Annotated in this window: 24 protein-coding genes; 14 read left to right on the top strand and 10 right to left on the bottom strand. The window is 67.2% G+C overall.

The window, feature by feature from the left end; all coding sequences use genetic code 11:
• The first annotated feature begins 30 nt into the window (after positions 1 to 30).
• Entirely contained in the window at positions 31 to 636 is a 606-nt protein-coding gene (locus FPZ24_RS01235; protein WP_146569348.1) for a Cif family virulence factor, read from the top strand.
• Positions 633 to 1,259, top strand: coding sequence for a MarC family protein (locus FPZ24_RS01230; RefSeq protein WP_146569347.1), 627 nt, complete (start codon positions 633 to 635; stop codon positions 1,257 to 1,259). The genes FPZ24_RS01235 and FPZ24_RS01230 overlap by 4 nt, the downstream gene beginning before the upstream one ends.
• Here the strand turns inward: FPZ24_RS01230 and FPZ24_RS01225 are convergent.
• Positions 1,252 to 2,991 carry an AcrB/AcrD/AcrF family protein gene (locus FPZ24_RS01225; protein ID WP_146574062.1) on the bottom strand — a complete coding sequence of 580 codons (1,740 nt, stop codon included), beginning with the start codon at positions 2,989 to 2,991 and terminating at the stop codon, positions 1,252 to 1,254. The two genes, FPZ24_RS01230 and FPZ24_RS01225, sit on opposite strands and share 8 nt — an antisense overlap.
• Before the next feature lie 220 nt (positions 2,992 to 3,211).
• Between FPZ24_RS01225 and FPZ24_RS01220 the strand changes: the two genes are divergently transcribed.
• The gene (locus FPZ24_RS01220; RefSeq protein WP_146574060.1) at positions 3,212 to 3,598 is read left to right on the top strand and encodes a GtrA family protein; all 387 of its coding nucleotides are present in this window, start codon (positions 3,212 to 3,214) and stop codon (positions 3,596 to 3,598) included.
• Between the two features lies 1 nt (position 3,599).
• Entirely contained in the window at positions 3,600 to 4,331 is a 732-nt protein-coding gene (locus FPZ24_RS01215) for a class I SAM-dependent methyltransferase (protein ID WP_146569346.1), read from the top strand.
• 133 nt (positions 4,332 to 4,464) lie between these two features.
• Here the strand turns inward: FPZ24_RS01215 and FPZ24_RS01210 are convergent, their stop codons facing one another.
• The gene (locus FPZ24_RS01210) at positions 4,465 to 5,502 is read right to left on the bottom strand and encodes a glycosyltransferase family 2 protein (RefSeq protein ID WP_146569345.1); all 1,038 of its coding nucleotides are present in this window, start codon (positions 5,500 to 5,502) and stop codon (positions 4,465 to 4,467) included.
• 10 nt (positions 5,503 to 5,512) lie between these two features.
• Entirely contained in the window at positions 5,513 to 5,650 is a 138-nt protein-coding gene (locus FPZ24_RS16990) for a hypothetical protein (RefSeq protein ID WP_186728963.1), read from the bottom strand.
• A 104-nt stretch (positions 5,651 to 5,754) separates the two neighbouring features.
• Between FPZ24_RS16990 and polA the strand changes: the two genes are divergently transcribed.
• Together polA and FPZ24_RS01200 are read left to right on the top strand one after the other, a co-directional pair.
• Entirely contained in the window at positions 5,755 to 8,538 is a 2,784-nt protein-coding gene (gene polA, locus FPZ24_RS01205) for a DNA polymerase I (protein ID WP_146569344.1), read from the top strand.
• A gap of 101 nt (positions 8,539 to 8,639) precedes the next feature.
• Positions 8,640 to 10,058: a lipopolysaccharide biosynthesis protein gene (locus FPZ24_RS01200; RefSeq protein WP_146574058.1), complete on the top strand. Its 1,419-nt coding sequence runs from the start codon at positions 8,640 to 8,642 to the stop codon at positions 10,056 to 10,058.
• Here the strand turns inward: FPZ24_RS01200 and FPZ24_RS01195 are convergent.
• Positions 10,048 to 10,656 (bottom strand): ankyrin repeat domain-containing protein, encoded by a 609-nt coding sequence (locus tag FPZ24_RS01195; RefSeq protein WP_146569343.1) that lies wholly within the window; start codon positions 10,654 to 10,656, stop codon positions 10,048 to 10,050. The genes FPZ24_RS01200 and FPZ24_RS01195 overlap by 11 nt on opposite strands.
• A 69-nt stretch (positions 10,657 to 10,725) precedes the next feature.
• Here FPZ24_RS01195 and FPZ24_RS01190 point away from each other — a divergent pair, with 69 nt between their 5' ends.
• From FPZ24_RS01190 to FPZ24_RS01180, 3 genes are read left to right on the top strand one after another with little or no spacing between them, the layout of a single operon-like run.
• Positions 10,726 to 11,307 carry an SCO family protein gene (locus FPZ24_RS01190; protein WP_146569342.1) on the top strand — a complete coding sequence of 194 codons (582 nt, stop codon included), beginning with the start codon at positions 10,726 to 10,728 and terminating at the stop codon, positions 11,305 to 11,307.
• Positions 11,304 to 11,741 (top strand): YcgN family cysteine cluster protein, encoded by a 438-nt coding sequence (locus FPZ24_RS01185; RefSeq protein WP_186728961.1) that lies wholly within the window; start codon positions 11,304 to 11,306, stop codon positions 11,739 to 11,741. The genes FPZ24_RS01190 and FPZ24_RS01185 overlap by 4 nt, the downstream gene beginning before the upstream one ends.
• Positions 11,738 to 12,487, top strand: a complete 750-nt coding sequence (locus tag FPZ24_RS01180) for a M48 family metallopeptidase (protein WP_146569341.1) — start codon at positions 11,738 to 11,740, stop codon at positions 12,485 to 12,487. The genes FPZ24_RS01185 and FPZ24_RS01180 overlap by 4 nt, the downstream gene beginning before the upstream one ends.
• Here FPZ24_RS01180 and FPZ24_RS01175 read toward each other — a convergent pair.
• The 6 genes from FPZ24_RS01175 to FPZ24_RS01150 all read right to left on the bottom strand — a co-directional run bounded on the left by FPZ24_RS01175 (position 12,466) and on the right by FPZ24_RS01150 (position 18,297).
• Positions 12,466 to 14,553 carry a transglycosylase domain-containing protein gene (locus tag FPZ24_RS01175; protein ID WP_146574054.1) on the bottom strand — a complete coding sequence of 696 codons (2,088 nt, stop codon included), beginning with the start codon at positions 14,551 to 14,553 and terminating at the stop codon, positions 12,466 to 12,468. The genes FPZ24_RS01180 and FPZ24_RS01175 overlap by 22 nt on opposite strands.
• A 91-nt stretch (positions 14,554 to 14,644) precedes the next feature.
• A complete protein-coding gene (gene msrB / locus FPZ24_RS01170) occupies positions 14,645 to 15,046 on the bottom strand; it encodes a peptide-methionine (R)-S-oxide reductase MsrB (protein ID WP_146569340.1) in 402 nt (133 codons plus the stop codon).
• A 25-nt stretch (positions 15,047 to 15,071) separates the two neighbouring features.
• Entirely contained in the window at positions 15,072 to 16,178 is a 1,107-nt protein-coding gene (locus tag FPZ24_RS01165; protein ID WP_146569339.1) for an NAD(P)/FAD-dependent oxidoreductase, read from the bottom strand.
• Positions 16,157 to 16,846 carry a methyltransferase domain-containing protein gene (locus FPZ24_RS01160; RefSeq protein ID WP_146569338.1) on the bottom strand — a complete coding sequence of 230 codons (690 nt, stop codon included), beginning with the start codon at positions 16,844 to 16,846 and terminating at the stop codon, positions 16,157 to 16,159. Before FPZ24_RS01160 ends, FPZ24_RS01165 begins: the two co-directional genes overlap by 22 nt.
• Positions 16,843 to 17,919 carry a type III polyketide synthase gene (locus FPZ24_RS01155; protein WP_240047559.1) on the bottom strand — a complete coding sequence of 359 codons (1,077 nt, stop codon included), beginning with the start codon at positions 17,917 to 17,919 and terminating at the stop codon, positions 16,843 to 16,845. Before FPZ24_RS01155 ends, FPZ24_RS01160 begins: the two co-directional genes overlap by 4 nt.
• A 93-nt stretch (positions 17,920 to 18,012) precedes the next feature.
• Positions 18,013 to 18,297, bottom strand: a complete 285-nt coding sequence (locus FPZ24_RS01150) for a hypothetical protein (RefSeq protein WP_146569336.1) — start codon at positions 18,295 to 18,297, stop codon at positions 18,013 to 18,015.
• An 82-nt stretch (positions 18,298 to 18,379) separates the two neighbouring features.
• Here FPZ24_RS01150 and gltX point away from each other — a divergent pair, with 82 nt between their 5' ends.
• From gltX to FPZ24_RS01125, 5 genes are all read left to right on the top strand, one after another.
• Positions 18,380 to 19,699 (top strand): glutamate--tRNA ligase, encoded by a 1,320-nt coding sequence (gltX, locus tag FPZ24_RS01145; RefSeq protein ID WP_146569335.1) that lies wholly within the window; start codon positions 18,380 to 18,382, stop codon positions 19,697 to 19,699.
• A 182-nt stretch (positions 19,700 to 19,881) separates the two neighbouring features.
• Complete coding sequence (locus tag FPZ24_RS01140; RefSeq protein ID WP_240047558.1) at positions 19,882 to 20,538, top strand: energy transducer TonB; 657 nt, start codon at positions 19,882 to 19,884, stop codon at positions 20,536 to 20,538.
• A gap of 50 nt (positions 20,539 to 20,588) precedes the next feature.
• On the top strand, positions 20,589 to 20,939 hold the full coding sequence (locus FPZ24_RS01135) for a hypothetical protein (protein ID WP_146569334.1): 351 nt from the start codon (positions 20,589 to 20,591) through the stop codon (positions 20,937 to 20,939).
• A gap of 17 nt (positions 20,940 to 20,956) precedes the next feature.
• Positions 20,957 to 21,979, top strand: a complete 1,023-nt coding sequence (ribD, locus tag FPZ24_RS01130) for a bifunctional diaminohydroxyphosphoribosylaminopyrimidine deaminase/5-amino-6-(5-phosphoribosylamino)uracil reductase RibD (protein ID WP_146569333.1) — start codon at positions 20,957 to 20,959, stop codon at positions 21,977 to 21,979.
• Positions 21,979 to 22,596, top strand: a complete 618-nt coding sequence (locus FPZ24_RS01125; protein ID WP_146569332.1) for a riboflavin synthase — start codon at positions 21,979 to 21,981, stop codon at positions 22,594 to 22,596. Before ribD ends, FPZ24_RS01125 begins: the two co-directional genes overlap by 1 nt.
• Positions 22,597 to 22,721: the final 125 nt, after the last annotated feature.

The following is a 22,721-nucleotide window of genomic DNA, read 5'->3' as shown; positions in this document are numbered from 1 at the left end:
GTCGTATTATATACGTCTAGGGAGGGTTAGATGCTGCCGATTCTTTTGCTCGCCGCTGCCGCCGCCGCACCGCAAATGCCGGTCGATGCCGAGCGCGCCTTTGCCGCCGACGCCAAGACGATCGGTCAGTGGACCGCGTTCCGCAAATGGTCGACCGACGATTCGGTGATGTTCGTGCCGCAGCCGACCAACACCCACGAGTTCCTGAAAGACCGCAAGGATCCGCCCAAGGTGATCGATTGGTGGCCGACCGCGAGCTACCTGTCGTGCGACGGGAAGCTCGCGGTCAACACCGGCGGATGGAAACGCCCCGACGGCTCGGACGGTTATTTCACGACGGTATGGGTGAGGCAGCCCGACGGTGGTTGGAAATGGACCGTCGATGGCGGCGACGGGTTGGAAGCCGCCCGCGCGCGTCCCGCGCAACCGTTGGTTCGCCGCGCGTCGTGCCGCAAGCCGGGGCAAAATGCGGGCACGCCGCTTGATCCGGCGAACAAGTCGGCGCAGGGCGAGTCGGGTGACCACAGCCTGACCTGGTCGTGGTCGGTCGCCCCCGATGGATCGCGTACCTTCACCGCGCGTCTATGGGACGGCAAGGCGTTCGTGCCTGTGATTGAGGACAAGATAAAAGCTTGATCGAACTCTATCTTTCCGCCTTCGTTACGTTCTTCGTCGTTATCGACCCGCCCGGCTGCGCGCCGATCTATGCCGGGCTGACCAAGGGCGCGACGCCGGCGCATCGCCGTGCAATGGCAGTGCGCGCGGTAATCGTCGCGGCCATCATCCTGTTCGTGTTCGCCGCGGTCGGCGAAGCGATCCTCCACGCGCTCGGCGTCAGCCTGCCCGCATTCAGCATCGCGGGCGGGATCATGCTGTTCCTGATCGCGCTCGAAATGGTGTTCGAGAAGCGCACCGAGCGCCGCGAGGACCGCGCCGCCAAGGTCGCCTCGACGCCGGAGGTCGAGGACGTCTCCATCTTCCCAATGGCGATGCCGATGATCGCCGGGCCGGGCTCGATCGCCAGCGTCATGCTGACGATGGGTCGCAATCACGGGTTTGAGCGCGTTGCGGTGGTGATCGCCGCGCTGGCGACCGTGCTGGTGCTGACCCTGCTCGCGCTGCTGGCGGCCGGGCCGTTGATGCGGCTGCTCGGCGCGCGTGTCGAATCGGTCATCACGCGCATCCTCGGCGTATTGCTCGGCGCGCTCGCGGTTCAGTTCGTGATCGACGGGATCGGCAAAGCGTTCGGGCTCAGTTGATCCTGAACAGCCGGAGCGGCGAGTTCTTCGGCAGCGGCAATGGCGTCAGGAACGCGAACGTCTCTCCCTTCGCCAACCGATCGTAGAAGCCGCCCGGATTGCGCGCGCGGTAGATCGTCGATTCGGCCATGTTCGGGCACACCAGCAGATAGGCCGCGCCATGCTTCGCGGCGATCGCGCGGAATTCGTCGGGCGAGCGGCCGAACGCGTGCTGGACGTCGAGGATAGCGTCGCCGTTGCGGTGATACGGCCCGGCCACGGCCTTGTGGTGCGATACCACGATGATCCGCGGACCGAGATCGACGAAGCTGAACATCGTGCCGGGCGGATAGCGATTGAGCGCGATCATCGCATTGTACGACGGGCAGCGCGCGCTGGCGTTGTTGACCGCCTGGGCGCGTTTGTCGGGCTTGTCGATCGGGAGATACTGGATCGACCAGGCGGCGAACGCGCCCGACGCGAAGATGACGACGGCAACCGTGCCGAACACGCGGACCAGCATGTTGCCGCTGCCCAAGGTCAACGGCACCGCGATCCAGATGAGCGCTGCAGCGCCGGGCACCGCGAGCATCTGCGCACCTGGCGCGGCGCGGGTCTGCCATAGGAGCATCAGGCAAGCGAACAGCGTGAATAGCGCGACCGCGGTCCAGCCGACCGTGTTGGACGCGCGCTCGTCGATCGCGCGCTTCGCGGCGATGAATGCGCCGAGCAAGCCGATCAGCGGCAAGGTTACGATCGGGAACGCGGTGCGGAACGGGTGCGTATAGACCGGCTTCGCCTCGCGCACGTTGTTGAGCCAGTTCTTCGCGAGCTCGGGCGACACTTGCTCCGGCCGCCCCAGGCATTGCGGGAACAGCAATGCGAAGCCCGCGACGATCACCGCGCCCGCAGCCACGGCGAGCCCCAAACGCACCCAACGCGAACTCGGGTTGAGCCGCGCCATCGCGAACAGCAGCGCACCCGCGACGATCATCACCGTCAGATACACCGGCGTCAGCGCGTCGCAGCGCATCACGCTGTTGGCGTACGACCCGAACGCCGCATAGCCGAGCGCCGTCCCGCCACCGAGCGACAGCGCATATCCCTCTACGCGCGGCGCTTCCTCGCGATCCCAGATCCATTGCAACGTGATGATCGCCCCCGCCATCGCGACGTACGGCATCATCTCCAGCCCGATCGACAGGCTGACCGCGCTCGCCGCCCCGACGATCGCCCCGCCTCGGGCGCGCTTCGGGTCCGACAGGCCCGCCACGGTCAGGCTCAGCATCGCGAGCTGCCAGCCGTGATGATCGATCCGCTCGGGCGCGAACATCAGCATCGTCGACGTGCAGGCGAACGCCATCAACGCGAGCGCCAGCGGCCAGGCATGCTTCCCGATCAGCCGCCGCGCGGTCGCGCCAAGGCCGAGGAACGCGATCGATAGCGGCAACAGCGGCGCGATTCCGCACGCCAGCCGCTCGGCCTCCGGCGTCCCGACGAACGGCCGCAGCAGCAGGATCAGCCCGGCGATCGGCAGATCGACGATACGGCTCCAATGGATGTCGAACCCGCCCGGCGGGTTGAGATAGTAATTGCGCAGGTCGTACCAGTCCTGCCCGTTGAGCAGCGCGCGGACCTGCATCAGCCGCATATTGTCGTCGGTATCGCCCAACGCCAGCGCCTGGATGCGCGGCCATTCGGTACCGACATACCAGAACGCGATCAGCAGCCACGTGATCATCACGTAGCGCATCCAGTGGCGGTCGAGCTCGTCGACGAAATCGCCCCACCGCTCCGCCAGGCTCCGATCCAGCGCCGCGAGGTCGCGGTCGAGCGTCGCCATCGCGTCCGGCTTGTCGATGTCGTTCAAAATGCTTCCCTCGCGCCTTTCCGCGCATTAGGGCGGCCGCCACCTCTAGGGCAAGCGTGTGACGGCAATCCTCAAACAATTCGATGCGATGCGCGCAAGCGGCATGCTCGGCCAGTTGATCCGCTTCGGCATCGCCGGGGTGATCTCGACCGTCATCTATTCGGCCGTCTATCTGCCGCTCGCCTGGTGGGTGTTCACCGGCAACAAGGCGGTGTTCGCGGTGCCGCCGGCGTTTCTCGTCGCCGTCACGGCGGGGTTCTTCCTGCACTCCTTCTGGAGCTTCAAGGGCCATGGCGAGCGCGACAATAGCGGCAGGCAGCACGGCAAGTTCCTGCTCGTCCAGGGCTTCGGGCTGGTGCTCAACGCGCTGTTCACCTGGATCATCACCGGGCCGTTGTTTCACGGCCCCGAATGGCTGCCGCTGATCCCGATCGTCACGATCACGCCGCTCGCGACTTTCGCGCTCAACCGCCAATGGGTATTCGGGTAAGATGGACCGTATCGTCTACGACCGCATGGCGGAGCATGACTCGACGCATTGGTGGTACACCGCGCGGCGCGACATCCTGCACGACTACGTCGCGCGCTACGCCGATCTGCCGAAGGGCGCGCGCATCCTGGAGATCGGCTGCGGCACCGGACACAATCTGCCGATGCTGATGCAGTTCGGCGACGTCGATGCGATCGAGATCGATCCCGCCGCGCGTGCAATCGCGGCGAAACGGCTGGGCAAGCCGGTCAGCGACGCGCCCCTTCCCGCGCTGCCCGGCATCGAACGCGGCGCGTACGACATGATCGCGGTGCTCGACGTGGTCGAGCATATCGAGGACGACGTCGCCGCGCTGACGGCGATGAAGGAATGCCTCAAACCCGGCGGCAAGATCCTGATCGCAGTCCCCGCGCACCAATGGATGTGGTCGGCGCACGACGTCGTGAACCATCACCACCGGCGCTATTCGAAGGCGAGCCTGAAAGCGGCGATCGACGCGGCCGGCCTGACGCCGAAAAAGCTCGGCTATTTCAACTCGCTGCTGTTCCCGCTCGCCGCCGCGGCACGCGTCGCGGGGCGGATGACCGGCCGCGACGACAGCGACGATTCACCCCCCGCCAAGCCGCTCAACAAGGCGTTCGAGGCGATCTTTCGGCTGGAACGGCATCTCGTCGGTCGGCTGCCGATGACGCCGGGCGTGTCGATCCTGACGCTGGCGGTGCCGAAAAGCTGATCCTCCCCTGCAAGGGGAGGGGGACCATCGCGCAGCGATGGTGGAGGGGTAGCGCGCCCAAGCAGCGTGGTTGCGATAAGGCGAATACCCCTCCGTCAGGCTGCGCCTGCCACCTCCCCCTCCGGGGAAGGATTTACTCCGCCGCTTTCTGTTCCTCGACCGCTTCCGGCGCGGTCGGGGCGACGGCGATGTGGTGGCCGTCGCCGGCGCGATAGCCGAGCTTCGCGGTTCCCTGCACCGGTCCCGCGACATCGCTGACCAGATAGAGCGGCCGCCTTTTGCTCTCGACATAGAGCCGCCCGAGATACTCGCCGATCATGCCGAGCACGAACATCTGCACCGACCCGAGCAGCACGACGATGAACGCCAGGCTGGTCCAGCCCGGCACCGCATTCCCGCGAATGAATCCATACGCGATGTAGATCAGCAGCAGCACCGACGCGCCGCCCAGCGCGACCCCGAAATGGCTCGCGAGCGTCAGCGGCTTGGTCGAAAAACCCGTCATCGCGTCGAATGCGAGCCGCAGCATCTTCGACAGCGGATAATTGGTCTCGCCCGCGAATCGTTCGGCGCGGTCGTAGGGGAACGGCACCTGGCGGAAACCGACCCAGGCCACCATGCCGCGAATGAAGCGCGCCTGTTCCGGTAGGCTCAGGAACGCGTCGAGCGCGCGCCGGCTCATCAACCGGAAGTCGCCGGTGTCGAGCGGGATCGGCGTGTCGGTGACGCGGTCGAGCAAGCGGTAGAAAGCCGCCGCGGTCGCCTTCTTGAAGAATGTCTCGCCGTCGCGTTTGCGGCGCACGGCATAGACCACGTCGGCCTGTTCCGCCGCCATCTTCGCGCGCATCTCCCCCAGCAATTCGGGCGGGTCCTGCAAATCGGCGTCGATCACCAGGATCTGCTCGCCCGCGCACAGATCGAGCCCCGCGGTGAGCGCGAGCTGGTGGCCGTGGTTGCGCGACAGGTTGATCGCGACCAGCCGCGGATCCTCCGCGGACAGCCGCTGCATGATCGGCCAGCTATCGTCCTTCGATCCGTCGTTGATCAGGACGAGTTCGTAATCCTCCCCGACCTCGGCCTTGGCGGCGGCCGACACGCGCGCGTGGAGCTGCGGCAGCGTCAGCGCTTCGTTGTAGCAGGGGACGACGATCGAGAGCGTGGGTCGGTGCATCGCCGGGTTCCTAATCGTCCGCGCGGGCCGCGTCATCGGGTTTCGTCACCGGCGACGCGGCGCCCCCGCGTGCCTGCTCCTTGCGGCGCTTCAGATTGGCGCGAAGCTGCGCGGCGAGGCGGGCGGCTTTTTCATCGGTCGCTGGCATGCGACAAGCCTAAAACGTTTTGCCCGCGCGCGGAAGCGGCCGTGCATTTCGCGACAATAACCGGGCTTTGTCGTGAGGCGCGGCTGTACTATCTCCGTGCCACGATGCCTCATCTCTATCTCGTCGACGGCTCCGGCTACATCTTCCGCGCCTATCACCAGCTGCCGCCGCTCACCAACCGGCACGGCACCCCGGCGGGCGCGGTCTATGGCTATACCGCGATGCTGTGGAAGCTGGCCGACGCGCTCGACAAGGCGGAGGGGCCGACCCACCTGGCGGTGGTGCTCGATAAGGGCAGCCACACGTTCCGCAACGACCTTTACGACAAGTACAAGGCGCAGCGTCCGCCGCCGCCCGAAGACCTGATCCCGCAATTCCCGCTGATCCGCGAAGCGACCCGCGCCTTCTCGCTGCCGTGCATCGAGGAAGAAGGGTTCGAGGCCGACGACATCATCGCCACCTATACCTGCCGCGCGGTCGAGGCGGGGTGGGACGTCACCATCGTCAGCTCCGACAAGGACCTGATGCAGCTGATCCAGCCGCAGGTCGACATGCTCGACACGATGAAGAACGAACGGCGCGGCGCCGAGTACGTGCAGACCAAGTTCGGCGTGCGCCCCGACCAGCTCGGCGATGTCCTCGCATTGATGGGCGATGCGGTCGATAACGTGCCGGGCGTGCCGGGGATCGGCGCGAAAACGGCGGCGAAGCTGATCGTCGAATACGACAATCTCGACGCCGTGCTGGCCGCCGCGCCCGACATGAAGCCGTCGAAGATGCGCGACAGTCTGATCGAGCATGAGGCGATGGCGCGGCTGTCACGCAAGCTGGTCGCGCTCCACACCGACACCGCGGTGCCGCACACGCTCGACGAGCTGAAGCTAGAGGGCATCCCACCCGAACCCTTGCGCGCGTTCCTGGAGGATCAGGGGTTCAAGACCCTCCTGTCGCGTATGGCTGCGCACGCGCCGGGCCGTGAGACCGCCGATCCGGTTGCCGCGGCGGTCGCGGTCGCCGAATCCGACACGCCCGATTTCATCGAGCTGCCGCCGATCGACTGTGGCACGTACGAGACCGTGACGACGCTCGACCAGCTCGATGCGTGGATCGCCGAGAGCCACGCCAGCGGCACGATCGCGATCGATACCGAGACCGACTCGCTCGACAGCATGGCGGCGAACCTGGTCGGCATCTGTCTCGCGACCAAGCCCGGCCGCGCCTGCTACATCCCGATCGGCCACCGGTCGAGCGACGACATGTTCGGCGAAGTGCCGCCGCAGCTGCCGCTCGCCGAGGTGGTCGCGGCGCTGCGTCTACTGCTGGTCGATCCCGGCGTGCTCAAAATCGGCCACAACATCAAATACGACCTCAACGTGCTGATCCGCCACGGGCTCGACGTAACCCCGATCGACGACACGATGGTGATGAGCTTCGACCTGGACGCCGGCCAGAGCCTCGCCGGGCATGGCATGGACGAGGTCGCGCACGCCGTGCTCGAACACACCTGCATCAGCTTCAAGGACGTGACCGGCACCGGCAAGAAGGCGATCAGCTTCGCGCAAGTCCCGCTCCCCGAGGCGACGCGCTACGGCGGCGAGGATGCCGACGTGACATGGCGGCTATGGACCCGGTTCAAGCCGCGGCTGGCGTATGAGGGCGGAAGTCGCGTCTACGAGATGGTCGATCGCCCGTTGATCCCGGTCGTCGCCGGCATGGAGCGCGCGGGGATCAAGGTCGATCGCGATCATCTGTCGCGCCTGTCGGGCCAGTTCGCGCAAGAGATGGCGCGGCTCGAAGAGGAAATCCAGGCCGAGGCGGGCCAGCCGTTCCAGATCGGCTCGACCCAGCAGCTCGGCGCGATCCTGTTCGACAAGATGGGACTGAAGGGCGGCAAGAAGGGCAAGTCCGGCGCCTATTCGACCGACGTCACCGTCCTGGAAAAAATGAAGGCGGAGGGCGTCGTGATCGCCGGCCTGGTGCTCGACTGGCGCCAGCTGTCGAAGCTCAAATCGACCTATACCGACGCGCTCCAGCAGCAGATCGACCGCCAGACCGGCCGCGTCCACACCAGCTACAGCCTGACCGGCGCGCAGACCGGCCGCCTCTCCTCGACCGACCCGAACCTGCAGAACATCCCGATTCGTACCGAGACGGGCCGCCAGATCCGCGACGCCTTCATCGCCGAGCCGGGCCACGTCATCCTGGCCGCCGACTATTCGCAGATCGAGCTGCGGCTGGCCGCGCACATGGCCGACGTACCCCCCTTGCGCGACGCGTTCCTGCGCGGCGAGGACATCCACGCCGCGACCGCCAACGAGCTGTTCGGCGAGGTCAATCGCGACACGCGCGGGCGGGCGAAGACGATCAACTTCGCGATCCTCTACGGCATTTCGCGCTGGGGCCTGGCCGGCCGGCTGGAGATCGACGCCGACGAGGCGCAGGCGATGATCAGTCGATATTTCGAGCGCTTCCCCGGCATCTCGGCCTATATCAACGATACGTTGGAGGGTGTGCGCCGCCGCGGCCACACCGAGACGTTGTTCGGCCGCAAGACCTGGTTCCCACAGATCAAGTCGCCGATCCAGCACGTCCGCCAGGGCGCCGAACGCGCCGCGATCAACGCGCCGATCCAGGGTACCAGCGCCGACATCATCAAGCGCGCGATGGCGCGGATGGGACCGGCGCTGACCGAGGCCGGGCTGACCGGCACGAAGATGCTGCTCCAGGTCCATGACGAACTCGTGTTCGAAGTGCCGGAGAGCGAAGTCGAGGCGGCCAAGCCGGTGATCGAACGCGTCATGGCGACGGCGGCCGAACCCGCGATCACGCTCAACGTCCCGCTCGCGATCGAGATCGGCACGGGTGCGAGCTGGGGCGCCGCGCATTGACCGAGACCGCGGTTCCCGCCGCCGCGCCCGACGAAATCGGCGCGCTCGCCAAGGGGGGACGGACCAATATCGGCGGGTTCGCGATCCGGCTGATCGCGCGAATGCCGTTCCTGTTCGTCGCGGGGCGGCTGTATGGGCCGGATGCGGTGGGACGCTATGCGCTGGCGGTGGTGGTGATCGAGCTCGGCGCGCTGATCGCGACGCTGGGGCTGAAGCGGGGGCTCGCGCTGGCGCTGGCCAAAGCGGAGGACGCGCAGCAGGAAATCCGCACCGTCTGGGACGCGCTGCTGCTCGCGCTGATCGCCGGGCTGATCATCGGCGGATTCCTGTTCGCGATACCGCAAGTGATGTTTCCCGACGGTGTCACCGACGGGTTCGATCGCTGGTTCGCGCTGACGATCATCCCGATTTCGCTATCCGACGTGGCGCTCGCCGCGCTCGCCTACCGCCGCAACATCAAGGCGTCGGTGACGGCGCGCGCGATCATCGAGCCGTGGACGATCTCGGTCGCGGTGCTGGTCTATTACTACGTCGCGCGCGACGACGGCTTGACGCTGGCGTACATGACCGCGCTGACCGCGGCGATGATCGCGTCGCTGGTCCCGATGCTGCGCAGTTACGGCCTGCCGCGCGGCTGGCGTCCGCACCTCGGCCGGGTCGCCGTCATGGCGCGGCGCAACGCACCGCTGGCAGGGGCCGAGACGATCGAATGGGGCACGCGCAATGTCGACCGATTCATCCTGGGCATGGTGTTCGAGCCGCGGATCGTCGGCATCTACTACATGGCGCAGCAGATCAGCTCGATCCCGCAGAAGCTGAAGTCGAGCTTCGACCCGATCCTCGGCCCCGTCATCACGCAGAGCCTGGCCAAGAACGATCGCGCCGCCATCGCGCAACAGGTGCGCCAGGTCGGGTTCTGGATCATGTCGGCGCAGGCCATCGTCGCGCTGATGGGATCGATCCCGGGCGAAGCGGTGATGGGGCTGATCGGCCCGCAATTCGTCGCCGGCACCGCCGCGCTCGCGTTCCTGCTCTGGGGTGAGGTGCTCGCGACGCAGGGCGCGGTCAGCGAAGCGGCGCTCGTCTACATGGCGCGGCACTTCAACCTCGCCATCTCGATCTTCATGCTGGGCTTCCAGATCGCACTCAGTTTCGCGCTGATCCACGCGATCCGGGCGCTCGGCTATCCGGTGAATTACCAGGCGGCGGGACCGGCCATCGCGCTGCTGCTGTCGCTGACCATGACCTCGCTGATCAAGGCGGGCGTGCTGCGTCGGATGCTCGGCGCGCGAGTGCTGGCGTGGCGCTGGTCGTTCCTCGCCGCGATCGCCGCGTCGGTGCTGGTCGGGACGTTCTTCACGTGGCTGCCCAAGCGGCTCGAATGGGCCGAATTGCTGTTCGGCGAGCCGGCCCTGGTCGGCGCCTTCCTGTTCGTCGTGTGGCGCTACGCGTTCAAGCCCGAGGATCGGACGCTGTTCAAGAAGCTGCCCGGCGCCGGTACCGAGCCGATTACAGCGTAGGCCCCGATACGGCGCGGCGGTTCGTCACAGGCACGTCCTTGAACAGCTTGGCGAGCGTCGAATTGCGCGTATCCTCGTTGGCGTAGTCGCGCGCCGACTTGCCCGCCTGATAGTCCTTGCGATCGGGATCGGCACCGCCGGCGAGCAGCGCGCGGACCATTTCCTCGTCGCGGCGCAGCACCGCCTTGATCAACGGCGTCTGGCCGCCCTGGCCGACGAAATTCACGTTCGCCTTGCCCTTCAGCAGGATCGGGATCAGCCCGGCGAACCCGCGGTCGATCGCGGCCAGCAACGGCGTGTTGCCTTCGCGATCCTTGATGTTGGGGTTGGCGCCGCGCGCGAGCAGGTAGGTCACGTATTTCGAATCGTTGCGCTTGGCGACGATGTGCAGCGCGGTTTCGCCCGTCGTCGGATCCTGCGTGTCGATGATCCGCGTCCCCGGCTTGGCGAGGATCTTGTCGACTTCGGTCCCCTTGTCGTCGCGCACAGCGTCGAGGAACTGGTAGCCGGGCGACCCGCCGAGTAGCTGCGCAGTGGCGGGCATCGCGGTTACGAGCAATGTGCCGGCGAGCGCGAGACGGAGAAACGAAGAGGCCATGGGTCGATACCTTGGTACTGAGCGACGAACTTGCGTACCCGCCCCTAACGGATCAAGGCTGACACCGCGATGAATTTTTCCCGCTTCGTCATCCTTCTATCGCTTTCGGCCGCGGCGTGTTCCTCCACGCCGGCTACGCCGCCGCCGCTCGAGGGCGCCCGGATCGGCGGGCCGTTCTCGCTGACCGACCAGGACGGCAAGCCGGTCACCGACCGGAGCTTCGCGGGCAAGTACCGCATCATGTATTTCGGCTATACTTTCTGCCCCGATATCTGCCCGACGACGGCGCAAACGATCGGCGCGGCGATGCGCGCGCTCGACAAGAGCGACCCCGATGTATCGGCGAAGGTCGTGCCGGTGTTCGTCACGGTCGATCCCGAACGCGACACGCCGAAGGTCGTCGGCCAGTTCGTCCACGCTTTCTACCCGCGGTTCGTCGGGCTGACCGGCAGCGTCGCCGCGATCGACAAGGTGCGCAAAGCCTATGGCGTGTCGGCGTCGAAGGAAAAACCGAATGCCGAGGGCGGCTATCTGGTCGGACACTCCAACGCCGCCTATCTGATGGATCCCGACAACAAGCCGATCGCGTTGCTACCCACCGATCAGGGCGCCGACGCGACCGCCGACGAGATCAAGCGCTGGGTCAAATGACCACGGACAAATTCTGGGAAACGAAGACGCTGGCCGAACTGGACCGCGGCCAGTGGGAGGCATTGTGCGACGGCTGCGGCAAATGCTGCCTGCACAAGCTGGAGGACGACACGACCGGTGAGCTCTACCCCACCAACGTCGCGTGCAAATTGCTCGACCGCCGCACCGCGCAATGCAAGGACTACAAGAACCGCCGCACCTACGTCCCCGATTGCGTGCGGCTGACCAACGACAACGTCTATTCGACCGAATGGCTACCCTCGACCTGCGCGTATCGGTTGCGGGCGAACGGGGAGAAGCTGCCCGACTGGCACTACCTCGTCTGCGGCGACCGCGAGGCGGTGCATCGCGCGGGCGAATCGACGCGCGGCTGGACCGTCAGCGAAGACGATGCCGGGGAGCTCGAATTCCACCTGGTCGATCGCAAATTGTGAGCGCGGAGATCGAGATCGTCCGGCATGCGCGGGCGCGACGGATGCGGCTGTCGGTCGATCCAGCGAGCGGGCGGGTGCGCCTGACCCTGCCGCCGCGCGCGTCGCTGAAGCGCGCGATGGCCTGGGCGGAGGAGCATCGCGGCTGGATCGACGCGCAACGCATCCGCCTGCCCGATACACGGCCGTTCGCGCCCGGCGCGGTGATCCCGATCGAGGGCGAGGACGTCGTGATCGATTGGGATCCGGCGCGTCCGCGGACCATCACCCTTCTTCGTCACCCCGGCCTTGAGCCGGGGTCCCGCTTATCGATTGATGAACGAAGAAGCGGGATGCCGGATCAAGTCCGGCATGACGAGGTGTTGCTTTGCGGCGGCCCGATCGAAGGACTCTCCCGACGGATCGAGACCTGGCTCAAGCGCCGCGCGCTGACGGTCCTTTCCGAGGAAACCGCCAGCTACGCCGCCAAGGCAGGCGTGACGGTCAGCCGCGTATCGGTTGCCGACCCGAAGGCCCGCTGGGGCAGTTGCGCATCGACCGGCGCGATCCGCTACAGCTGGCGGCTGATCTGCGCGCCGCCGCACGTGCGCCGCGCAACCGTCGCGCACGAAGTCGCGCACCGGCTCCACATGGACCATTCGCCGGCTTTCTACGCGGCGCTACGCGACCTGTACGGCGCCGATCCGTCGCCCGCGCGCGCGTGGCTCAAACGCCACGGTGCGGGACTTCACTGGTTGGGACGCGGCTGAACGTCGCGCGGACGATCCACGGGTTGCGAATGATCGCGTGACGGCGGGCGCTTGCCCCCGCTCGAATCGCCCCCGGTAACGCGGTCGAGCCATTTCTTGTCGATCCGGTCGGTCGTCTTGGGCGGGCCGTCGGGCGCGGTCTGCGGCGTGTCGTCCTCCGAACTCGGCGGCGAGCCTGCATCGCCCCCGCCGATCCCGTCGTCGGGCGCGATCTGATCCTGCGGGATCGGATTGCCGTCGGGATCGACCAGCGAACCGCCGCCATTGTCGGGCAGGCCGAAATCGCTTTCGTTCTCGAGCTGGAATTCGGGCAGGGTCACCGCGGTGTCGAATTGCTCGACCGGGCGCCCGGCGGTCGCGATCTTCATGAACGCGGCGAATGCGCGCGCCGGCGCGGTGCCGCCCTGCAGGCCCGGCACGACCTTGGCGTCGTCGCGGCCCATCCACACACCGGTCGTCAGCCCCGACGAAAAGCCGATGAACCAGCCGTCCTTGTTCGAACTGGTCGTCCCCGTCTTGCCCGCGACCGGACGTCCGATCTGCGCGGCGCGGCCGGTGCCCGTATTGACCGCGGTTTGGAGTAGGTCGGTCATCTCCTGCGCGACATAGGGCGCGACCAGGACGTGGCTGCGATCGACCTCGTGGCTGTAGATTGTCTCGCCCATCGATGTGACCTTGGTGATGCCGTACGGCGTTACCGCCACGCCCTTGTTCGCCACGCTGGCGAAGGCGCGGGTCATATCGATCACGCGGACGTCGTTCGAGCCGAGCACCATCGAGGGATAGGTCGAGATCGGCGTCGAAATGCCGAACCGCCGCGCCATGTCGGCGATCGTCGTGAAGCCGACTTCCTGGCCCAGTTTCGCCGCAACGGTGTTGACCGAATAGGCGAAGGCCGTGCGGATATCCATTTGCCCGGCGTTGCGGCCCGACGAGTTGCGCGGGCTCCAGCCCTCGATCGTGATCGGCTCGTCGACGATCGGATCGCCCGGTCGTTTGCCGGCTTCGAGCGCGGCCAGATAGACGAATAATTTGAACGACGAGCCCGGCTGGCGCAGCGCGGTGATCGATCGGTTGTAGTTCGACGTGACGTAGTCCTTGCCGCCGACCATCGCGCGGACGGCGCCGTCGCGGTCGAGGCTGATCAGCGCGCCCTGCGCATTGCCCGGCGCATTGTTGCGGATCGCGTCGTCCGCGGCCTTCTGCATCTTGATATCGATCGTCGTCCACACTTCGAGCGGACGGTTGGGCTCGTCGATCAAATTCTCCAGCTGCGGCAGCGCCCAATCGGTGAAGTAGCGCACGCTGTTCTGATTGGGTTCGGGCGCGAGCTTGACCGTTTTGGGATCGGCGGCCGCGGCTTCGGTCGGGCTGATCTTGCCGGTTTCCTTCATCAGCCCGATCACGACGCCCGCGCGCCCGACCGCGGCTTCGGCGTCGGCGGTCGGCGAATAATGCGACGGCGCTTTGACCAGGCCGGCGATGATCGCAGCTTCGGACAAGGTCAGATGATCGGCGCCATGCCCGAAGAATTTCCGGCTCGCGGCGTCGATCCCGTACGCGCCGCCGCCGAAATAGACCTTGTTCAGGTAGAGTTCGAGCACCTGATCCTTCGTGAACTTGCGCTCCATGGCGAGCGCCAGGATGCCCTCGCGGAACTTGCGGCCGAACTGCTTGGCCGAAGACAGGAAGATGTTGCGCGCCAGCTGCTGGGTGATCGTCGATCCGCCCTGCTTCCAATGGCCCTCGGTGATGCGCACCTGCACCGATCGGGCGACGCCGACCGGATCGACGCCCCAATGCTCGCGGAATCGGCGATCCTCGACCGAGACCATCGCGTCCTTCATGACTTGCGGGATCTGGTCGTAGGTCAGCCACTCGCCATAGCTCGGCCCCAGGCTGACGATCGGCGTGCCGTCGGCGGCGAGCACGCGGATCATCTGGCCGTTGGGCGAAGACTTGAGTTCGTCGAAGCTCGGCAATTGCCCGCGCGTGACGTAGACCGCGATGACCAAGGCGAGAAAGGCGAGGACGAACGCCACGCCGGTGACCTTCAACGCCAGCATCAGCCAGCGCCGCCATTTGGGTACGATACGAGTGGAAGCGCGCGCCACGGACGGCGGGATACCGGACTAGAGTCGCTGCTACAAGCCGTGGTTAATCGGCATCCCGCGGTTCGAAGTCGAGGCTCACCGAATTCATGCAGTACCGCAGCCCGGTCGGCGGCGGACCGTCGGGGAAGACGTGGCCGAGATGGCTGTCGCATCGCGCACAGCGGCTTTCGGTGCGGGTCATGCCGTGGCTGACGTCGCTATGGTCTGTGACGTGATCGGGCGCGATCGGCTGGGTGAAGCTCGGCCAGCCCGATCCCGAATCGTATTTGTCGGCGCTGTCGAACAGGTCGAGCCCGCACGCGGCGCAGGCGTAGATGCCGTCCGCCTTGTTGTCGTTATAGATGCCGCCGAACGCGCGCTCGGTCCCGGCTTCGCGCAGCACGTGATATTGCTCGGGAGTCAGGCGCTTGCGCCATTCGGACTCGGACAGCGATAAATGTTCCATGCGGACCGAAATCGGAGCGCGCGGGTCAGGCGTCAAGCGGCATGTGCGTAACGCGCGTTAGCCGCGCGACGATTCCGGCGATTTGTGGCGTCAGGCGCACAGCCCAGGTGAGCGCGGATGCCCATAATGGGCGCTCGGCGGCGGCGCGGATCGTGCCGGCGACGGCGAACGGGCGGGCGAGATCACGCGCGAGTCGCTGCTGATAGGCGATCGCGGCTTCCGGACCGCCACGCAGATAGGCGTTCGCGGCGCGCAGCCCGCTTTCGATCGCGATCCCCATGCCTTCGCCGGCGAGACTCGGGATGCACGCCGCCTGGTCGCCGAGCCGGAACAGGCCGGGCGCCGTGTCGGTCGCCCGCCAGCCATAGGGGACGTTGGCGACGGCATCGATCGCCGTGCTGTTCGCGCGATAGGCGAGCCGGTCGCCAAGCCGCGGCGATTCGCGCCCCAGCCGGTCAAGCAGGGCGTCGGGCGACCCGGCCTCGGTCAGGCGCGAGCGATGCACTGCCATGCAGCAATTGACCGTCCCGTCCTCCTGCCGCGCGAGCCCCGCATAGCCGCGATCGAACAGATGCAGCTCGATCGTCCCACCGACCATGCGGTCGAGCGCATCGGACGGCCCGAGCCGAACGCGCAGCCCCAGCGCCGGGTCGTCGTCGCGCTCGACCGGCCGCGCCAGTCCGCGCACATCGTGCTTGCCCGTCGTGAGGAACAGCGCGTCGGCGGCGATCTCGCTTTCGTCGGCAAGACGGACCGTTAGCCCTTCCACCCCACGCACAGCGACGCCACGCTCGACCACCGCGCCGGCGGTGATTGCGTGTTCCAGCAGCAACGTATCGAGCCGCCAGCGCGATACCGCGATCGCCGGACGCGGCAGCCACGCCTCCGCTTTTCGCTGACCCGCAAACAGCCGCAACCGCCGGATGTGATCGCGGTTGAGCGCACTCGGCCGGATGCCGATCGCCGAAAGGGTCTCCAGCGTCCGCCAGCTCAAGAACCCGCCGCACAAGGCGTCGCCGGTCTCGGCGCTGCGCTCGATCAGCAGATGCGGTGCGCGCGCCCGCGCCAGCAACAGCGCGGCCGTCGCCCCGGCCGGCCCGCCGCCGACGATCAGCGCAGGCGTTCGACGCACAGCCGGAAAGGGAAAGCGCGATAGACCCGGGCGTCGCTGACCCCGGCTTCGGCGAGGATCGGCGGCCACTCATCCGGGCGGTACGACCGTGCGATCGACAGCGTACCATCGAGCCGGACGATACGATGCCACCCGAACGCGCGCGCCAGGATCGGGAAGCCCCAATGCGCGAAGCCGTGGCGATGCAGGTCGTTGACCAGCCACCCCATCGCGCTTTCGGCTTCCATGAAGCGCAGGAAGGCGACGAGCTGGTCGTGCGTCATGTGATGCGCGACCAGGCTGGAAATGACCATGTCCCAGCCCTGCGCCGCCAGATCGGCATAGTCGCCGGTGATCCAGCGGATCGCCATGCCCGGCGGGGTGTGCGCCATCGCCGCGCGTTCGCTGCGCGGGTTGAGATCGACCCCGACCAGCTCGGCCTCGATCCCGCGCCTTGCCGCCCAGCGCGCGATCGTCCGCAGCATATCGCCATCGCCGAACCCGACATCGAGCAGCTTGAACGTCTTCCGCTCGCCGAGCGCGCGCCGCACGAAGCTCAAGGTCAGCCGCCGCGCCATCGTCACCACGTTGACCTTGGCGAGATCGCCGACAACCGCGCCATACGTCGCGGCGTCGAGATCGTCGGCGTCCATCAGCTCCTCGGCGATGGCGCGTGTCGCCAGCGTCACGCCGCGCTCCGGAACCCGAAGCCTTCCGCCGCCAGTCCCGGCCCGAACGCCAGCGCCACGCCATGCTCGACCGGCCGCGCCGCCAACATCTTCGCCAGCGCGAACATCAAGGTCGCCGACGACATATTGCCGTTGTCGTGCAGCACTTCGCGCGATGCCCACAAGGCGCCCTGCGGCAAGGCATAGGCGCTTTCGACCGCGTCGAGGATCGATCGTCCGCCGGCATGCACCGCCCAGCCGTCGATCTCCTCCGGCGCACGGCCGCCCAGCGCGGCGCTAGCGAAATCGGGATCGGCGAGTCCCGCCGCGATCCGCCCCGGCACTTCGCCCGACAAATGCATCGCGAAGCCCTGGTCGGTGATGTTCCAGCGGATCAGCCCCGCCGAATCGGGCAAGGTCGTCGCGAACGGCGCATCGAGTGCGAACCCCGCCGGGTCGCCCGTCACCAAGGCCGCCGCCGCGCCGTCGCCGAACTGGAGCATCGCGAGCAACGGCTCGATCTCGGCGGTGTCCTGCAGATGCAGGCTGCATAGTTCGACGCACACCACCAGCACCCGCGCACCCGGCTCCGACCGCACGATGTGTCGCGCGCTGCGCAAGGCGGCGACCGCGGCGTAGCAGCCCATGAATCCGACCAGCAGCCGCTCGACGCTGGGCGACAGACCGATCCGCGCGGCGACGATCTGATCGATCCCCGGCGCCACGAACCCGGTGCAGCTCGCCACGACAAGATGCGTGATCCCGCGAATATCGACCTGCTCCGCCAGCCGATCGATCGCGGCGATGCTCAGCGCGGGCGCTTGGTCGACGTAGACCGCCATCCGCGCCGCCGTTCCCGGCATATGGCCGCCTTCGTAGAATCCGCCCGGCTCGATCGGCGATCCGCCCCCGGGCGCACGCGGTAACACGGTCCAGCGGTGCTCGATCCCCGACCGCGCGACCATCCGTCCGAACAGCTTGGCGAGGCGCGGATCGGCGATCTTGGGCGTCGCCCAATCGACGAACGCGCGATGCCCGTCATGATTAGGGACGGCGGTGCCGATGGCGTTGAGATAGGCGGACGGCTGGGGCACGGGATACTTTCTGACACGGATCGATACACAACGCACCGCGGGTCGGTTCGATGCGGCCATGGTTAGTGCGCGACGCGGCGCACGCGGTTCAGCTCATCGCCAGTCGGGTGCGAGTACGATCAGCATCAGGAAGAACAGACCGGTTAGCGTCGCCGGCACTGCGACGAGCGCCAGGATCACCGACGCCGCCACGCGACTGTTCGCCGCCGCGAGATGGTATGCGGCCAGCAACGCCGCACAGGGCGCGCCCGCGAACACCAGCCAGATCGCCATGTTGTCCGCCGACGCCGTCCCGTCGCTCAGCCCCCAGACGAAGAAGAACAGGATGATCGCGGCCGTGACGGCGACAATGCCGAACAGGATGCGGTAGATCAGCATACCCGAAGTCTACCCTGTTGTTCCGCGTGCGCAACATCCGCTGCCCGTTGCCGCTGCCCGGCCCGAACCGTAAGGGAGCGCGATGACCGTTACCCGTTTCGCCCCCAGCCCGACCGGCAACCTGCATATCGGCAATATCCGCACCGCGATCCTCAGCTGGATGTGCGCGCGGTCGAGGGGCGGGCAATTCGTGCTGCGGATCGACGATACCGATCGCGAACGGAGCGAGGAGCGGTTCGTCGAGTCGATCCGCGCCGATCTCGGCTGGCTCGGACTGACCCCCGATGCGGCCGTGCGACAGTCGGAGCGGACCGGGCTGTACGAGCGCCGCTTCGAGGAATTGCGCGCGGCGGGGCGCGTCTATCCGGCGTACGAGACCACGCAGGAACTCGACCTGAAGCGCAAGGTGCAGTTGGGGCGCGGCCTGCCGCCGATCTACGACCGCGCCGCGCTGACGCTGACCGACGCCGATCGCGCGAAGTTCGCGGCCGAGGGCGTCCAGCCGCATTGGCGCTTCAAGCTCGATCCCGGCGCGATCGAATGGGACGATCTGATCCGTGGCCACCAGCATTTCGACGCCGCGACGATGAGCGACCCCGTCATCCGCCGCGCCGACGGGTCGTGGCTCTACATGCTGCCCTCGGTGATCGACGATATCGATCTGGCGATCACGCACGTCGTGCGCGGCGAGGATCACGTGTCGAACACCGCGCTGCAGATCCAGATGTTTGCCGCGCTCGGCGCCTCCGTGCCGCTGTTCGCGCATGCCGCGCTACTGACCGGCGCGGAGGGCAAGTTGTCGAAGCGGCTCGGGTCGCTCGGCGCCGAGCATTTCCGCGAGGAAGGGATCGAGCCGCAGGCGATCGTCTCGCTGCTCGCCCGCATCGGCACCAGCGACCCGGTCGAGCCGTTCGCCGACCCCGCCCCCCTGATCGCGGCATTCGACTTCGCGCGCTTCGGGCGGGCGCCGGCGCGGTTCGACGAGGGCGAACTCGCACAGCTCAACGCGCGGATCGTGCACCAGCTCGACTATGACGCGGTCACCGATCGCCTGCCGGCCGGGATCGACCGCGCGGGGTGGGAAGCGATCCGGCCCAATTTGACGACCATCGCCGACGCCGCGGACTGGTGGCACGTCGTCGAGGGGCCGATCGACGCGACGGTCGATGCCGAGGACCGCGACTTCCTGGCCGCCGCGCATCGCATCGCGGGCGAGATCGATTGGTCGAGCGACCCCTGGCACGCGCTCACCGCCGCGCTGAAGGACGCAACCGGACGCAAGGGCAAGCCGCTGTTCCTGCCCTTACGCCGCGCGCTGACCGGCCGCGACCATGGCCCGGACATGGCGGCCTTGCTCCCGCTGATCGGGCGCGCGCGGGCATTGGAGCGCCTTTCCGCCTAACCCATCAATGTGCTCCGGCGCAGGCCGGAGCGTTGGCGATCGAAGTGCATCATCCTCCTACGCTCCGGCCTGCGCCGGAGCACGGTGACGATATAGGCCTACCCCTTGCACTCTACTATGTAACGTTGTATCATCACACGACTCGACGGCCAACGTCGGGACGATGAGAGAGGATACGGCGTATGTATGCGAACCAATTCGCTGCCGGCCGCGGGTTCAGGCCCGGCAGCATGACCCTGGCGCTGGCGATGACAGCGCTGCCGATCGTGGGGCTGATCATCACGACCCAGGCGGACAAGATCGCAAAGATCCTGCATCCGCCGATTACGATCATCGACATCACGCCGCCCAAGGATCCGCCGCCCGATCCCCAGCCGCAGCCGCGCACCCCGAGCTCGATCAAGGAAACCACCGTCGTGCCGCCGGTGCTGCCGACGCTGCCGAGCGAAAATCCGATCCGGACCACGACCGACCCCGGCCCGATCGCACCGATACTGCCGATCGCCGATCCCGGCCCGACCGTGACGCCGGTGACACCGCCCAAGCCGAAGATCGTCGATACGATCTACGACATTCGTTACACCAGCGCGCTTCAGCCGCCCTATCCCGCGGCGGAGATTCGTGCCGGCAATGTCGGGCGCGTGGTGATCCGCGTGCTGGTCGGCACCGACGGCCGCGTGAAGCAGGTCGAGCGCGTCTCCGCCGCGAGCGACGCCTTCTTCGCGGCCGCCGAGAAACAGGCGCTGACCAAGTGGCGCTTCAAGCCCGCGACCAGCGACGGCACGCCGATCGAGCAATGGAAGACCATGGCATTGCGGTTCGAGTTGCAGGAGCAGTGATGCCCGCGCGGGGCTGGTTTCCGACCGGCCCCGCGCCTATCTTGCGCGGCATGAGTGTCCTTGCCCGCTACAATCCGCTTCGCGCGTTCGGCGACCTGCGCCGCTTTCTCGCGTCGCGCGGGAAGCACGAGATCATCTTCCTGTTCGCGTCGTTCTTCATCTGCGGGCTGATCGTCGCCGGGTTCGCGATCAGTTCGAACGTCGAAAAGCCCTATGTCCCGCCCACGATCATCTATGTCGAATCCTGGCGCGCCGACCGCACCGACGCGGAGATCATCGCGCAGCAGAAGATCGACCTGGAAAAGAAGAAGATCCAGGACGCCAAGGAAGCCGAGTTCGAGGCCAAGAAGCGTGCCTCGTTCAAGCGGCTCGATGATCAGCTGAAGAGTATCGGCCTCTGACCGCCGACCCGCGATGGATGCAGGCCGCGCTGGCGCTGGCCGAGCGCGGGCGGGGACGCACCGCGCCCAATCCCAATGTCGGCTGCGTGATCGTGAAGGATGGCAAGGTCGTCGGCCGCGGCTGGACCCAGCCGGGCGGGCGACCGCATGCCGAAGCGATGGCGCTCGCCGAGGCGGGCGACGCGGCGCGCGGGGCGACGGCCTATACGACGCTGGAGCCGTGCGCGCATCAGTCGCCGCGTGGCCCGGCGTGCAGCGATCTGCTGGTCGAAGCCGGCGTGGCGACGGTGGTCGCGGCGCTCGGCGATCCCGATCCGCGAACCGACGGCAAGGGCGCCGATCGGCTGCGCGCGGCAGGGGTCGCGGTGGAAACGGGCCTTCGCGCTGACGATGCGCGGCGGCCGATGGCCGGGTTCCTGACGCGGCAGGCGTTTGGGCGACCGCATGTCACTCTCAAGCTCGCGACGTCGCTCGACGGCGGCATCGCGCTGGCGAACGGCGAGAGCAAGTGGATTACGGGCGCGCCTGCCCGCGCCCACGCGCATGTCGAACGCGCGCGGCACGAGGCGATCCTGGTCGGGCGCGGGACGTACGAAGCCGATGCGCCGACGCTGGATGTGCGGCTGGAGGGTCTGGAGGATCGGTCGCCACGGCGGCTCTTGCTCTCTTCCCGTCACCCCCGCGAAAGCGGGGGCCCATCTCCCGCCCCCGCCCCGCTTACCGACGCTGAGGAGCTGGGTCCCCGCTTTCGCGGGGATGACGGTTGGGAAGTTGTGACGTCGCCCCAAGCCATCATTGACCTTACCGACATCGACCACCTCCTGGTCGAAGGCGGCGCGCAGACAGCCGCGGCGTTCCTCGCCGCCGATCTGGTCGATCGCCTGCTCCTCTACCGCGCACCCATCCTGATCGGCGGCGGCACGCCCGCGATCGGCGACATCGGCCTGACCGACCTCGCCGGCGCGCATGGCCGCTGGCGGTTGCGCGACCGGCGGATGTTGGGCATCGACGTATTGGAAGAATACGAAAGAACCCGCTGATGTTCACCGGCATCATCACCGATATCGGCACGATCGAGAGTATCGAGCAACGCGGCGACCTGCGCGTGCGGATCGCGACGGCGTACGACACCGCGACGGTCGATCTCGGCGCATCGATCTCGTGTTCGGGTGTCTGCCTGACCGTCATCGACAAATCAGGTCCTGGGGGACCCGGTTGGTTCACTGTCGACGTCTCGGGCGAAACCGTGTCGCGCAGCGCGCAGGGCCAGTGGAGCCAGGGCCGCAAGCTCAACCTCGAACGCGCGATGAAGTTGGGCGACGAACTCGGCGGGCATATCGTCACCGGTCATGTCGACGGCGTCGCGGAGGTGGCTAGCGTCATGCCCGCGGGCGATTCGCGCGTGATCGCGTTCAAGCTGGCGCGCGACCTCGCGCCGTTCGTGGCGGCGAAAGGATCGGTGACGGTCGATGGCGTGTCGCTGACGGTCAACACGGTGAGCGACGCGGCGGACGGGACGACCTTCGCGGTCAACATCATCCCGCACACGCAAGCGGTGACGACGCTCGGCGGACTGGAAACGGGCCAGGCGGTCAATATCGAAATCGACGTCCTCGCGCGTTACCTCCAGCGGATGCAGTCGCTCGCCACCAAGTAGCGTCCGTCATGCCGGCCTTGTGCCGGCATCTGCAGAGCCACAAGCCGTACCGCCCGAGGCGACGCAGACCCGGCACAAGGCCGGGGTGACGATAATGCTGGCAATGTTGGATTTGCCTTGCGACC

The sequence above is a fragment of the Sphingomonas panacisoli genome, assembly GCF_007859635.1.
GTDB classification, from domain to species: Bacteria; Pseudomonadota; Alphaproteobacteria; order Sphingomonadales; family Sphingomonadaceae; genus Sphingomonas; species Sphingomonas panacisoli.
The sequence above is the reverse complement of the archived record's forward strand: the minus strand, read 5'-3'. Positions and strand labels throughout refer to the sequence as shown.